The sequence below is a fragment of the Exiguobacterium sp. USCH10 genome, from assembly GCF_037619445.1.
Classification (GTDB): Bacteria; Bacillota; Bacilli; order Exiguobacteriales; family Exiguobacteriaceae; genus Exiguobacterium; species Exiguobacterium aestuarii_A.
Genome location: NZ_JAQPZO010000004.1, coordinates 115159 through 129197 on the forward strand (window position 1 = coordinate 115159; position 14039 = coordinate 129197).

Here is a 14039-nt window from a genome sequence, read left to right on the forward strand (position 1 = left end):
TGAAGGGAGAAACACATGCGACCAATGAAGGGCTCATTCATATGTTGTGTCGGACTGCTTGCAAGTACGACGACCGTATCAGCCGAGATGACTGAATCCTCGGCGGAACGTTTTGCAGATGCATATTTTTATGACATTGTGATGGACCATATTCAGGGAGATGACCCGACTAATTATCATATGACGGACAGTGAGAACGTCACGTTCGGTCCGTTGTTGGAGACGTATATCCCGTCATCATCTTGTTACAAGAATGATGAGACATGTTCGTTCGTCCCGACAAAAGAATTTGTGGCGACCGTCTTTCAAGATGATGAACCGGTCAACGTGATCGGAACGTATGAACAATCAGCGGGTACATATGCGTTTTCAACGTTCGGTTCAGACAAAGAAACTCCGAAAGCGTTGATGGACGTACAAGGACATCTCGTGAAATACACAGAAAGGTCTGCATGGTTTGATTATGATGGGGACATGTTGGTGGCGTTGACATCCTACTCAAAACAGATGATCAGTGGAGATGAAATGTCAACGAAGGACTTCCAAGCCTTATTGATTGAAGACCATGAAAATATTGAATGGAATGTCGAAGAAGGGTTGATGGATGGAGCGGGTGGCTATTCGGATGAAGCAAAATCAAACAATCCAACATCGAATACCAACCGATTGATTGGTTTTGCAGTGTTAGCGATGTTGCCATTCGGATATTGGTTCCTTAAAAGACGAAAAACAGCATGATGTCAAAAGACTTATACAATCAACATGAACCACTAGAAATGGTGATCATACCGAGTCATGCACTGAGAGAAGGAGAAGCAAACCGATTGATTTTTCGACATCTGAAGGATGAGGACTTTCCATTGCGCCTTGTACGTAAACGAACTATGAAAGGTACGAGAAAACATCGCTTCTCTTTTGAACGTCAAGAAGAGCATGTGACGACCAAAACCATCAAGAATCGTGAGTCATTAGAATCGGAATTGACACTCTCTTCGAATGAAATCATCGTCCTACAAGGAGAGAAAGATTGGATTCTGAGTTATTATGAGGACGGTTTGACGCTTCAAGGAAAGCAAGTGAGTCGTGTCGGAACAAAGGGAATAGCCCATATCGAAGATTTTTTTGAATATGTGACGACCGGTGCGTTTCCGATTGAGGTGTCATTTGGTTTAGATGGAACGTTCGGTCCTCGTGAGAACGTGTATCGCTTCACGTTGCCTGACGCAGATTGGAAGACATTGATTGAAGACGAACTGTTACCTCAGCTTCAAATTCCGAAAGCGAAGAATGTATGGCAGTCCCTTTTCTTTCCGACAAACAATCAGACAATCGAATGGTTCACTAGTGAATTTCATCCAAACATCTTAGGAAACTTCGCTTTCGCCCACGATGCCCATGATACGTATTATTTCTTGGATCACGTGAACGGAGACATCAAAGTGTTTTGAATGACCCAACTAAAGAAGAAGTGAGTTTGCGTCAATCGATTGAGTCCATCTAACTCCAAACCCGAATCAAACAGTACGCCAATTATGAGAAAGTAGGGATGGAACATGAACTATTTAGAACATCTAGAAAAACATTGTGGCACGTTCGTCAGCGGGTATGATATCCCTTACTTGCTAGAAGATGATGTCCAAATCATCGAACTTGAAGAAGAGTCCTCTAAAATCACGAGTATCTCGACATTAGGACTGCATTGGCATGCACTTCAATTCGAAAATGGTTCGACCGCTCACCAGGAGTTGCTGTTCCGCTTCAATCAACAGCATGCCAAAGAGGAGTTTGTTGAATTGATGTGGCAGCTGACCGATTTTGCGTTGGGAACGCACCAGGCGTTTGAGTTGGGCGAACTCTACGAACTGCCAGAGGAAGTGCTTGAACAATATTCATTTTCTTCGGTCTATGTGACCGCTCCTTTTTACTCAGATGAGTCGTTCATCACATATGAGAACGAGGAGCAGAGCGTCCTAGTCGTCTGGTTTGTACCGATTTACCCTTCAGAAGAGCTGTTCATCGAAGAACACGGAACCGAACGGTTTGACGAACTCCTATATGAGACTGATCGCGAGTTATTCGACTTGAACCGAAAAGAACTTGTCTAACGAACAACCCCTCATACGCGCATGAGGGGTTTCTTTACATATAGGGGCCGTTCGCTTGGACGACGAACTGCGAGTGCTCGTAATGATACGTGATCCGTGAATAGTCAAAAGGTTTTCCGTTCGTCAGATGAAAGATCGTTTCGATGCGAAGTGTCGGGTCATTCTCTTGCAATCCGAGGTGGCCTGCTTCCACATCCGTCAATCGACCGACCTGTAGATACATGTCAGAAAAACCAATTGTGACACCGAGCGCCGATTGCACGTAATCAAAAATCGAGTCGGCCACAATCTCTCGATTCAAATATGGGACGATGGCTTTTACGTAATACGATTCTTCATGGCAAAGCACTTCCCCGTCCACATACCTTACCCGTTCGACACGATACACATCGTCTGTTACGTCAATCCCGAGATTTTCGGCCACCAACGCATCTGGTTTCATAACAGACACGTCGAGTACATCAGAGGTCAAGATTCGATCTCCAAGGTTACTCTTGAATCCTTGGGTGGAAAAGAGACTCATATAACCGGGACGATTATGGCGTCTGACGAAAATGCCGCTACCACGGAGTTGAAAGATGATGCCTTTTCGTTCGAGCAACTCGAGCGCTTTCGTGATCGTACTCTTGCTGACGGCATATTGGCTCATCAACTGCTCGAGGACGGGTAGCTTATCACCTTGTTTTAAATTCTGTTCATGAATGTATTGTTCTATTTCATTTGCGATTTGTTGGTATTTTAACATGGTCATTCCTCACTTTTTCGTCACTTCTTGTATTATATCATGAAAAAACAAGATTGTTTCATTGTATCAACCTTGTTAAATTGTACCGGTACAATTATAATTGACGTGTATGATTCATCAGAAGGAGGAATAGAGGATGAAGACGTTACCGAAAGATTTTCTATGGGGAGGCGCACTCGCCGCCCATCAATTCGAGGGTGGTTGGGACGCTGACGGAAAAGGACCGAGCGTCGTCGACGTCTTGACAGCAGGCGCACACGGTGTCGCGCGTCGGATCACGGACAAGGTTGAGCCGAACGAATTCTACCCAAACCATGAGGCAATTGATTTCTATCATCGTTATAAAGAAGACGTAGCGCTTTTTGCCGAAATGGGATTGAAATGCTTGCGTACCTCGATCGGATGGAGTCGCATCTTCCCAAATGGTGATGATGCAGAACCGAACGAGGCGGGTCTTCAATTTTATGATGATTTGTTCGATGAGTTACTCAAACATGACATCGAACCGATCATCACACTCTCGCATTTCGAGATGCCGCTCCACCTCGCACGTGAGTACGGCGGATTCCGCAACCGTGCCGTCGTCGACCATTTCGTCCGTTTTGCAGAGGTCTGCTTCAACCGCTACAAAGACAAGGTCAAGTATTGGATGACCTTCAACGAAATCAACAACAAGATGGACGTCAACAACCCACTCTTCTTATGGACGAATTCAGGTGTCCTTCTAGAAGAAGGGGAGAACGCGCGTGAAGTCATGTATCAGACGGGACACCATGAACTGATTGCGAGTGCCCTCGCCGTCGCCAAAGGGAAAGAAATCAATCCGGATTTTGAAATTGGGGCCATGGTCTCTCACGTTCCGATCTATCCGTATTCATCGAACCCGGACGACGTCATGTTGGCCGAAGAGATGATGCGTCAACGTTATTTCTTCCCGGACGTGCAAGTACGTGGGTTTTATCCAAGTTACGCGTTGAACGAGTTCGAACGTGAAGGTTACAACATCCCGATCCTTGAAGGGGACGAAGAGATTTTACAGAACGGAAAGGTCGATTATCTCGGCTTCAGCTACTATATGTCGACGACCGTGAAAAGTGATGTCGTTGCGGACAACAGCGGTGATATCGTCAACGGTGGTCTTCCGAACGGCGTCGAGAACCCGTACATCCAGTCGAGTGACTGGGGCTGGGCCATCGATCCGGTCGGTCTCCGTTATGTGCTCAATCGTCTGTATGACCGCTATCAAATTCCACTCTTCATCGTGGAAAACGGATTCGGTGCCGTCGATGAGATTGTCGACGGGAAGATTCATGACGCGGCCCGAATCGATTATTTGAAGGCACATATCGAACAATTGAAGCACGCCGTCCTCTATGACGGGGTCGACTTGATCGGGTACACGCCTTGGGGCATCATCGACATCGTCTCGTTCACGACGGGAGAGATGAAGAAACGGTACGGGATGATTTACGTCGACCGCGACAATGAAGGGAACGGCTCGATGGAGCGGATGAAGAAAGATTCGTTCGACTGGTATAAGCGGGTCATCGCGACGAATGGGGAAGAACTGTAAGTGAAACAGGGGGCAAAGAACTGTGAAATGTATGCAGGTCTTTGCTCTTTTTCGCTATAATAAAGAAAAGTGAGAGTTAGGAGGGAAGAATGATGCAAGTGAAGCAACATGGACCAGTGACGGCAGTTTGCGCCAAAGTAAAGAACGGTCCATTCGAGATGTCGATGTATGTGTATTATCTCGATGGGATGATCATCGATACCGGGACGCGTACGATGCTCCCCGCTCTCCAATCCTTTTATGAGTCGGTTCCGATTGACCTCGTTAGCATCACACACCCACATGAAGACCACATTGGGACGGCCGCATGGCTCGAACAAACTTATCGCGTGCCAATCTACATACATGAATCTGCCAGAGACATGTGCATAACGGGGCTAGATATCCCCGCTTATCGGGCACGCTTCTCCGGTGATCCGGAACCGTTCCAGCCGATTGCCTATCACGACAATCAGATCACGTCAGAACATCATACCTATCAGGTGATCCATACACCCGGTCATGAACCGAATCATGTCGTCTTATATGACGAGGAGAACGGTCGACTGTTTTCAGGTGATTTGTTCGTGCATCCGTATCCGAAGGTCATGATTCCAGAGGAGTCTGTCCCTGAACAAATCCGTTCGCTCAAGCGTGTCCTGTCCCTCGATTTTGAGGAAGTGTACTGCCAGCATGCCGGGCGTCTCGAACAGGGAAGGGAGCAATTAAGCAAAAAGCTCGATTATCTAGAACGTTTGACCGATGACGTGTTAACGAAAACCGCTGCGGGCTATACAATTGACGATATCAACGCTAACCTTTTCCCTGACCCGTCGCCGCTCGTCCAAATTTCCAAGCGAGATTATGACTCCAGACATATGATTTCAAGTATTCTCCGAGAAGTTTACGAACAACTTCGTTGACAGAAGGCGAATCACCTAGTATTCTGAATACATGATTAAACGTTTAAACTTTTAAACGGAGTGATGAATATGAAACAACCAGATACAACACAAGAGGCATCGCTATCTTTATTTGAAGATGCAATCCCATTGTTTCAAGTATTAGCCGACGTCAATCGTCAACGCATCATCGTCGAGATCGCCAGACATGAGCGATTGAACGTCAATCAGATTGATGAAAAGATCGAGTTGTCTAGACCGGCCATCTCGCATCACCTCAAACTGTTGCGACAAGCAGGTATCGTCTCTTCCGAGAAAATCGGGACAGAGAACTTTTACTTCTTGACCCTCGAGGATGCGGTCGGACTGCTCAAAGCACTGACACGTGCGATCGAAGATGAATGTATCTTATGACCTTTCTTTTTGGAAACAAAGAGAAAGGCTTCTTTTCCACTAATACGTTTAAAAGTTTAAACATATAAACATTAAGAGGAGAATGAAAATGAATCAAACCATTGTTATCACGGGAGCATCAAGCGGGATTGGTCGAGCGACCGTCGAATTGTTCAGCAAACGAGGCTGGCATGTCGCCGCAACGATGCGAAGTCCTGAAGACCATCAAGAACTGTCCAACCTAAAAGGGGTATCGCTCTATCAGCTAGATGTGACGAACGAATCGAGCATTCGTGACGCCTTTCAACAAATCGTCTCGGATCACGGCACAATCGATGTGTTATTGAATAATGCCGGGTACGGAGCGGTCGGGATTTTTGAAGAAGCCTCTCCTGAACAGATTCAGCGTCAGTTTGATACAAACGTCTTCGGTGTGATGAATGTGATCCGGGCATCTCTCCCGTATTTCCGTAAACAACGTAGCGGACGGATTGTGACCGTCTCTTCGGTCGGTGGTCAAATCACATTCCCAATCTATAGTCTGTATCACAGTTCAAAATGGGCGATTGAAGGGTTCATCGAATCGCTTCAGTTTGAACTGGCACCGTTTAACATTGATATGAAATTGATTGAACCAGGACCAATCAAGACAGACTTTTATGGTCGTTCCCAGGAACTCGTCCGTGACCAACCGCTCGACGTATATGATAACTATACGGAAGTCGCGCTCCATAACACGAATGCCGCTGGTGCGAACGCTGAAGGCCCGGACGTCGTCGCCGAGACGATTTGGCGTGCAGCGACCGACCGGAAGAAGCGTCTCCGCTATCCATCAGGTAAACAGGCGGGACTGTTGATTGTGTTGAAGCGTTATCTCCCGAACCGATTGTTTTTCTCCATCGTGCGACGTGTCGTAGAGAAAAACTAACAACAAGTATCTGTTTTGAACTTCATCAGTGTTAAAAAGAATTTTTTCATCCACTCATTCAATGATAAATATCACACAAAATCACCCGATATAACTTGTAAGAGGAGGGATTTGATGAAAAAAGTCTCACTGGCACTATCGACGTTCATTCTTATGATTGGATTGACGGCAACACCGACAGAGTCGGTCGATGCTGCGGCGAAACGCTTCAAAAATTGCACAGAGCTGAACAAAGTGTATAAAGGGGGCGTGGCCAAGTCGAAGACGACCAAAAACAAAGGTGGCAAGACGCGCTATACGCCTTATGTCAATAAAGCCTTATATGACGCGAATCAATCAAAAGACCGCGACAAAGACGGGATCGCCTGTGAACGGTAATCTCAAGTCGTGCATCGCATCAGCCGCCATTCGAGGGGGCTTTACGTACGGTCACATCAAGGAGCCGCTCCATCCCGAGCTACAACACCAGCTCTACGAATGGCTCCTAAGTCACAATTGGATATCATGACGAAAGAAGAAGGCGGCGGAGAATTATCCGCTGCCTTCTTCTGTATGTAAGAACCGCTCAACGTGTCCCATCGAGAAATGACGACTCCACTGGACGAAGTGCCCGCCTGGGACGGCAATCAATTGAACAGAGGGATGAATTTCTCGTTCCGCTCGTTTGACATGACGGAGCGTTCGTTTCGCCTCCTTCAAATCAACACCTGTGAAGTCCGCATAATAGAGTTGCGTCGGGACTTTGACCCGTCGGAACAAATCTTTAAAGTCTAGTCCGTCGTATCCGAACAATAAATGTAGGCCACCGGTCGACAGACGAGCGGGCTGTTCGAAAGCTGTTCGAATCATTGGTGTTGATTCTACCCCAATCCGTTGACAGAACAATTGGAACCGTTCCTCGGAAAATACGGAATCACTCTTGTTCATGCGAGCTTCAATCCAGTTCATGAGGCGACTAGGGGAACTTTGATAGAGCAATCGCAAAAGGGGGAAAGCGAATCCGAATACGCCATATTCACGAAAAGGAATCATGGCATTCGGTTTATGGCCTTGGTCGAGGAGAATCAACCGTCTGACCTGGTCTGGGTAATGGACCGCGTAAGCAAGCGCGATGGCTCCGCCCATCGAATGTCCGATCAACCGAATGGACTCCAGTTTTCGTGAAGTTCGATACGCTTCGACCCAGTCCGCGAGTACTTTAGAGGTCGCATATGTATGTAGTCCTTCACTTTCACCAAAACCAGGTAAATCTAACAGATGGATTTCAAATTGTTTATGTAAGGCTTCGACAAACTGTTGACCTTGAGACCCGGTAAATCCGCCACCGGGAAGGAATAGAATAGAATCACCTTGACCGTGGATGGTTGCTTTAAATTGTCGCACATCATCTCTCCTCTATTAATAGTGGCTTCCATATAAGTATAAAGAGGATTGAATATCAATTGAAGAAATTTTGCCATCTTTCTCACGATGTTCGTGAACAAATGAGGGCATAACTTAGTGATAGATCGATTTCTATCATCACGCATCATATTTGCTCTTGCATTTAAAGGAGGAATGATGGATGAAACTTTCGGGGAAAACAGCAATCGTCACCGGGGCCGGCTCTGGTATGGGTAGGGCCATCGCTAAACTCTTTGCGAAGGAAGGCGCACGGGTCGTCGCATTCGACATGAATGAAGATGCTGTGCAGGCGGTGGTCGAAGAGATGAAGACGGGAGGCGGGGATGTCGTCGGCATCGCGGGTAACGTGACGAATCAAACGGATATCGACCGTCTCGTCGATACGGCGAAAGAAACGTTCGGGTCAGTCGACATTCTTGTCAATAATGCGGGCATCATGGACAACTTTATGACAGTGGGGGAAGTGACGGATGAACTATGGGACCGAGTCCTTGCTGTCAATTTGACCGGACCGATGAAACTATCACGTGCCGCCATTCAAGTAATGGAGAAACAAGATAGTGGCGGGGTCATCATTAATAACGCGTCGGTCGGAGGATTGTTCGGCACACGAGGTGGTGCATCGTATGTGTCATCGAAACATGCCTTGATCGGGTTGACGAAAAACATCGCAGCGACCCATGGGACGCTCGGCAAGATTCGGGCAAATGCCATCGCGCCGGGTGGTGTCAACACGAATATCGGTTCGACCATCACCGCTCCGAGCGAACTCGGGATGCGTGCCATCCAAGGTGCAGGGGAAGCACCGATGGGTGAACCCGAACAAATCGCGAACGTCGCGCTCTTTTTAGCGTCAGACGATTCAAGTTTTGTAAATGGAGATGTGTTGAAAGCGGATGGTGGTTGGACGGCAAGATAAACGAAAAGAGCCGGAATCATTCGGCTCTTTTCGTTTGATATTTTTTTCGATAGGCGAGCGGGGTGATTGAATGATGTGATTTAAATGTCTGGACGAAGTGACTGACGCTTGAGTAGCTCAGGCGATTGGCGACCTCAGCAACCGATTCAGTCGAATCCTCTAATAGGATTGCGGCCCGTTCCATCCGCTTAACTTGAACATACGCAAGCGGGGAGGTGTTCCCGAACGTTGTAAACAGCCGACAACATTCGCTACGACTTATATTACCCGCAGTCGCGATTTGCGCTAACGATAGTTTATCTTCAAGCTGCAACTGAATATATGCCAGCATGTTTCGAAGACTCTCCAGTTTTTTCTCGTTATTCATTCCTTGGTTATCTTGCTGAATCCAATAACGCCAGATCACCGCACATTGGAGTGTCGCATCCATCCGTTTAAGCGGTCCGTCTACCTGCAAATGGTTAACGACTTGTTCAATCGTTTGAACGATGGAGCGGTGTGTTCGTTCTCTCTTTAAGATATGTATGGATTTGTCGCCTGCAAGATATGGGGTTACATATTCTTCGGACAATCTAGGATGGAACAACTCATATGGATCAAATTCAAGTTTGACGATTTGCGAAGTCTCTTCCGTCCGTTGTACGACATAACTTTGTCCAGATGCCAACAGGACGCTTTCTTTTGAAACAAGTTTTATATCCTCTCCGTTCACCCGAATATCGACGATCCCTGATTCAATCAATAGTACCGTGAACTGATTCGTGATGGTAAATGTGGATGCCCCTTGATTCGTCAGTATCGTGCTTTCCAAAATGACAATCTCCTCGTTTCGGTAGTTTTCCGATATTTCGTTTCTTTTTTAACGGGTCAAATACTTTGATTCCTCCAAAAACAGGGACGAATCCAACATTTTCTCCATCCCTGTAATCTAAGTCATGATTGTGTTTCTTCTATATAATGCTTAAAAGATGAGCCACCCTGTAAAAGCCGCGTGGACGAGAATGGCAACAGGTACCCCGATCCGGAATTTAGGCTTCAATGTCTTATGTCGGAAGATGCGCATTGCCAAATAAGCACCGAATGCCCCACCAATCCATGCCATCGTCAATAACGTACGCTCCGAAATGCGCCAAGCCCCGACGCGAGACCGTCGTTTATCGACAAAAAATGACACATACGCTAGTAAATTAGTCACAATGTAATATAGCAGTAATAGTTCCAAAGACCAAAACCTCCTTATTTCTCTCTTGATTATATCGTAAAATGGCTCTACAAAGCCGTTTTTATAGATTAAAACAATTTTCTGAAACCTCTCATCCCCGTGAATTGTTCTGTAAATGAACTGATATGACTCTCATATCGTCCTGTAATCGCTATGAAATATAGAGGTGTTACAGTAAGGGGGCGTTAGAAAAGGGAGGAATATTCTTATGAAAAAACCACTATTGACACTAACGGCACTCGCTGGCCTTAGTTTAGGAGTCGCTGCTCCAGCTTCGGCAGCATCAACACACACAGTTCAGTCTGGAGATACACTCTATCGTATCGCCGTGAACAACAACGTCTCTGTAAACGACATTAAACAAGCGAACGGCTTAAACTCAAATATGATTTACCCGAACCAAGTCTTGAAACTTGGAAAGGCAGAAGCGAAAGCTTCTACTGCATCTAAAACGTATACAGTTAAATCAGGTGATACACTTTATCGTATCGCATTGAACCACGGGATCTCTGTCAATCAATTGATGACTTGGAACGGTCTTGATTCAGATCTTATTTTCCCAGGACAAGAGTTCGCCGTGAAAGGTGCAGCAGCTGCATCTGTAGCGAATGATGCGAAAACATCAGCACCTAAGACTTCAACATCAGCACCAGTAACAAAAACAGCATCGTCTACAACGCAAACCCAAGCTCCGGCTTCAGGTAAGACAATGACTGTTGAAGCAACAGCTTATACACCATACTGCGCTGGATGTTCTGGTATCACAGCGACAGGTATCGACGTTCGTTCGAACCCGAACCAAAAAGTCATCGCGGTCGACCCTTCTGTCATTCCGCTCGGCTCTAAAGTATGGGTTGAAGGATACGGAGAAGCAATCGCAGGAGACACTGGTGGTGCCATCAAAGGTAACAAAATTGATATCTTGATGCCGACACAAGAGCAAGCGCTCAACTTCGGTCGTCAATCAATCACAATCAAAGTCTTGAACTAATTCAAGCTCATCAAAGACACTGCCATCGGGCGGTGTCTTTTTTGTGCCTAGCCCTTTTCCCAAGGATTCTTCACTTTCGTCAAACCTAATCGTTTGGCGAGCGGCTTAATCGTCAATCCATGCAAGGCGACTGAGATAACGACGAGACCGAGCGTGGTCGGTAGCATCCTACCTGCGTCTTCAATCCCTAATTCCGATATCTCTTGTGCGAAAAATCCTGTCACCGTCATGGCGACGATCCCGCGTGGGGCAATCCAACTGATGAGCGCCCGCTCTTTCGTCGTCAATGACGAGCCGAGTAACGACGATTGCACCGAAACGGGGCGTACGATAAACAAAATTGCTAGAATCGACAAGAGAAGCGGCCAGTCGAAGATGGCAAGTAAACTGTCACGGGTCAAACTGGCGGTCAGAATGATAAACACGGTGGAAACGAGTAATATAGAGATATTTTCTTTAAATTCACGAAGTTGTTTCAAAATGTGGAGATGTCCATGTTTAGAGTTCGCCATTGTCAAGCCCATCGCCGTCACGGCCAACAGTCCGACTTCATGCATGACCCATTCACTGATGGAGTAGACAAGAAGGACTCCGGAGAACGTCAACGTCGTCCGTAAATATTCTGGGACTTTCTCATTCCCGAACAAGCGGATGAGTAAATGTCCGACGGCAATCCCAAAAGCGACGGCGACGATACAGGACCAAAAGAAAGGTAGATGGCTCGCGAGTCCGTCATTTTGATACAAAATAAAGCCGATCCGTACGACGAAGAGACCCATCAATGCACCGAGTGGATCGACAATAATCCCTTCCCACTTCAACACTTTCGAAGGTCGAACTGATAAGTTTGCTTGACGTAATAACGGAATGATGACAGTTGGTCCTGTCACCACGAAGATGGCCCCCAGTGTGAAAGCCGGCAACCAATGAAAATCTCCAATCCAAATCAATAAGATAGAGGTCAGGATAAACGAAATGAAGACACCGACGGTAACGAGACGAAAAATTGGCTTTCTTAAATCATCAATCTCTTTAAACTCGAGACTGAGACTGCCTTCAAATAAGATGAGCGCCACGGCGATCGAGATGAGCGGGCTATATAAATCACCCAATATCAAGTCTGGCTCTAACCATCCGAAAATCGGACCGACCAGGATACCTGCAACCGTCATGATCAAGATGGCTGGGAAGTCAAAACGCCATGCAATCAACTGCGAAAGTGCGCCGATGAGGACAAGTAAGCTGAATCCGATCATCATGTCTTCCATAAACACCCTCCATTTCATCGCTTCCTCATATATGTATACCCATATCATGAAAAACATCTGCTAAGCATGCCCGATTTCGGGTAAGAATTGAAGGAAAGGGAGGGATACGATGGAAGTAACAATCGGACTCATCATCGTCATACTGACATGGCTCATCTTATTGCTTAACCTCACGTTCGCCGTCACCATCATCTTTTTTGAGAGGCGGGATATCGGTACGACGTGGGCATGGCTGCTCGTTCTCTTCTTCTTACCACTCATTGGCTTTTTCGTATACATCTTCTTCGGCCGACTGATCAAGTCTCAAAACTTTTATGAAGTGGAAGAAGAGAAACGCGAAGCGTATCACCACCACGTCGAAGAACAACTCGAACAACTCGACCGTTCGCTCGCCCCGTTCAATCATCCGCTTCTTTTAAAATATCGTCGGCTGGCACGTCTGAACCTCGTGTCGACGAATGCGCTGATGTCATTCCACAACGATATCACCGTCCTGCACGACGGAACGGAAAAGTTCGACAAAATGTTTCAAGACATCGAGCACGCGACGAAAGAAGTGAACATTCAATATTACATCATCCAAAACGACCCGCTCGGTCAGTCTCTCATTCGTCTGTTAACGGAGAAGGCGAAACAAGGGGTACGCATCCGTCTCCTTTATGATGCTGTTGGATCGAGAGGATTAAGACATAAACACTTTAAGGAGCTACTCGCTCACGGTGGAGAAGTCAAATCGTTCTTCCCGTCCAAACTCGGAATCAATTTCCGCGTCAACAACCGAAATCACCGAAAGCTCTGTATCATTGACGGCGAAATCGGTTATATCGGCGGTTTCAATGTCGGGGATGAATATCTCGGGAAAGATGAGCATTTCGGCTATTGGCGGGACGTTCACTTACGAATCTCAGGCGACGCCGTGAAAGAATTATTAGAACGGTTCATCTTAGATTGGAATCGCTCAGTCCCGACGAAAACGAAAGCACGGAAAGACGACTTTGTCTGGCCGACCGAGGGAATCTCACATCATGCTTCACCGGTTCAAATCGTGACCTCGGGACCGAACTCCTCGACGGAGCACCTGAAGAACATGCTCGTCAAAATGATTACGCAGTCAAAAGATTGCATCTACATTCAAACACCATATTTCATACCAGATGCGAGCTTCCTTGATGCCTGTCGGATTGCCCTCATGGCAGGTACTAAAATCAAACTGATGATTCCGAACAAGCCGGACCATATGTTTGTCTACTGGGCGACTTATGCGAATGCGGCGGAACTCGTACGCTACGGGGCCGAGGTCTTTACGTACGAGGAAGGGTTCCTCCATGCGAAGACGCTCGTAATTGACGGAGAGGTCGCTTCCATCGGGACCACGAATATCGATGCGCGAAGCTTCCGTCTCAACTTTGAAATCTCAGCACTCGTCTTCGACCGAGATGTCGCACAATCGGTCATCGATGCATTCGAACGGGACGAATCCCGTGCCGAACGGTTGACGATTGAGCGATACGAGTCGAGGACCCGTTGGATTCGATTTAAAGAGAGCGTGTCACGCCTGCTCAGCCCGATCCTATAACGCGAAACATCCGGTAGAGGAAAGTCCTCACCGG

The 14039-nt window shown here is 46.8% G+C and carries 16 protein-coding genes; 11 read left to right on the plus strand and 5 right to left on the minus strand.

Going from position 1 to position 14039, the window contains the following annotated elements; translation table 11 throughout:
* Window positions 1–15 precede the first annotated feature (15 nt).
* From PQI28_RS08855 to PQI28_RS08865, 3 genes are all read left to right on the plus strand, one after another.
* A complete protein-coding gene (locus PQI28_RS08855; RefSeq protein ID WP_339963047.1) occupies window positions 16–738 on the plus strand; it encodes a hypothetical protein in 723 nt (240 codons plus the stop codon).
* Window positions 739–860: 122 nt separating this feature from the next.
* The gene (locus tag PQI28_RS08860; RefSeq protein ID WP_339963048.1) at window positions 861–1448 is read left to right on the plus strand and encodes a hypothetical protein; all 588 of its coding nucleotides are present in this window, start codon (window positions 861–863) and stop codon (window positions 1446–1448) included.
* Window positions 1449–1553: 105 nt separating this feature from the next.
* Window positions 1554–2105 carry a suppressor of fused domain protein gene (locus PQI28_RS08865; protein ID WP_339963049.1) on the plus strand — a complete coding sequence of 184 codons (552 nt, stop codon included), beginning with the start codon at window positions 1554–1556 and terminating at the stop codon, window positions 2103–2105.
* A gap of 34 nt (window positions 2106–2139) precedes the next feature.
* Here PQI28_RS08865 and PQI28_RS08870 read toward each other — a convergent pair whose 3' ends face one another.
* Complete coding sequence (locus PQI28_RS08870; protein ID WP_339963050.1) at window positions 2140–2850, minus strand: GntR family transcriptional regulator; 711 nt, start codon at window positions 2848–2850, stop codon at window positions 2140–2142.
* Between the two features lie 136 nt (window positions 2851–2986).
* Between PQI28_RS08870 and bglA the strand changes: the two genes are divergently transcribed.
* The 5 genes from bglA to PQI28_RS08895 all read left to right on the plus strand — a co-directional run bounded on the left by bglA (window position 2987) and on the right by PQI28_RS08895 (window position 7003).
* The gene (gene bglA / locus PQI28_RS08875; protein ID WP_339963051.1) at window positions 2987–4423 is read left to right on the plus strand and encodes a 6-phospho-beta-glucosidase BglA; all 1437 of its coding nucleotides are present in this window, start codon (window positions 2987–2989) and stop codon (window positions 4421–4423) included.
* Window positions 4424–4515: 92 nt separating this feature from the next.
* Window positions 4516–5325, plus strand: coding sequence for an MBL fold metallo-hydrolase (locus tag PQI28_RS08880; RefSeq protein WP_339963052.1), 810 nt, complete (start codon window positions 4516–4518; stop codon window positions 5323–5325).
* 69 nt (window positions 5326–5394) lie between these two features.
* A complete protein-coding gene (locus tag PQI28_RS08885; RefSeq protein ID WP_339963054.1) occupies window positions 5395–5718 on the plus strand; it encodes an ArsR/SmtB family transcription factor in 324 nt (107 codons plus the stop codon).
* Between the two features lie 88 nt (window positions 5719–5806).
* Window positions 5807–6625: an SDR family oxidoreductase gene (locus PQI28_RS08890; protein ID WP_251125564.1), complete on the plus strand. Its 819-nt coding sequence runs from the start codon at window positions 5807–5809 to the stop codon at window positions 6623–6625.
* A gap of 153 nt (window positions 6626–6778) precedes the next feature.
* The gene (locus PQI28_RS08895; RefSeq protein ID WP_339963107.1) at window positions 6779–7003 is read left to right on the plus strand and encodes an excalibur calcium-binding domain-containing protein; all 225 of its coding nucleotides are present in this window, start codon (window positions 6779–6781) and stop codon (window positions 7001–7003) included.
* 153 nt (window positions 7004–7156) lie between these two features.
* Here the strand turns inward: PQI28_RS08895 and PQI28_RS08900 are convergent, their stop codons facing one another.
* A complete protein-coding gene (locus tag PQI28_RS08900) occupies window positions 7157–8008 on the minus strand; it encodes an alpha/beta hydrolase (protein ID WP_339963055.1) in 852 nt (283 codons plus the stop codon).
* Window positions 8009–8189: 181 nt separating this feature from the next.
* Here PQI28_RS08900 and PQI28_RS08905 point away from each other — a divergent pair, with 181 nt between their 5' ends.
* Window positions 8190–8948 (plus strand): glucose 1-dehydrogenase, encoded by a 759-nt coding sequence (locus PQI28_RS08905; RefSeq protein WP_339963056.1) that lies wholly within the window; start codon window positions 8190–8192, stop codon window positions 8946–8948.
* Between the two features lie 16 nt (window positions 8949–8964).
* On the opposite strand, the gene PQI28_RS08910 is transcribed toward PQI28_RS08905, so the two are convergent.
* A complete protein-coding gene (locus PQI28_RS08910) occupies window positions 8965–9759 on the minus strand; it encodes a helix-turn-helix domain-containing protein (RefSeq protein ID WP_339963057.1) in 795 nt (264 codons plus the stop codon).
* A gap of 150 nt (window positions 9760–9909) precedes the next feature.
* Window positions 9910–10170 (minus strand): DUF1294 domain-containing protein, encoded by a 261-nt coding sequence (locus PQI28_RS08915; RefSeq protein WP_339963058.1) that lies wholly within the window; start codon window positions 10168–10170, stop codon window positions 9910–9912.
* Between the two features lie 208 nt (window positions 10171–10378).
* Here PQI28_RS08915 and PQI28_RS08920 point away from each other — a divergent pair, with 208 nt between their 5' ends.
* Window positions 10379–11161, plus strand: a complete 783-nt coding sequence (locus PQI28_RS08920; RefSeq protein WP_339963059.1) for a LysM peptidoglycan-binding and 3D domain-containing protein — start codon at window positions 10379–10381, stop codon at window positions 11159–11161.
* 47 nt (window positions 11162–11208) lie between these two features.
* On the opposite strand, the gene PQI28_RS08925 is transcribed toward PQI28_RS08920, so the two are convergent.
* Complete coding sequence (locus PQI28_RS08925) at window positions 11209–12429, minus strand: cation:proton antiporter (protein ID WP_339963060.1); 1221 nt, start codon at window positions 12427–12429, stop codon at window positions 11209–11211.
* A 109-nt stretch (window positions 12430–12538) separates the two neighbouring features.
* On the opposite strand from PQI28_RS08925, the gene cls reads away from it, so the two are divergent.
* Complete coding sequence (cls, locus tag PQI28_RS08930) at window positions 12539–14005, plus strand: cardiolipin synthase (RefSeq protein ID WP_339963061.1); 1467 nt, start codon at window positions 12539–12541, stop codon at window positions 14003–14005.
* Window positions 14006–14039: the final 34 nt, after the last annotated feature.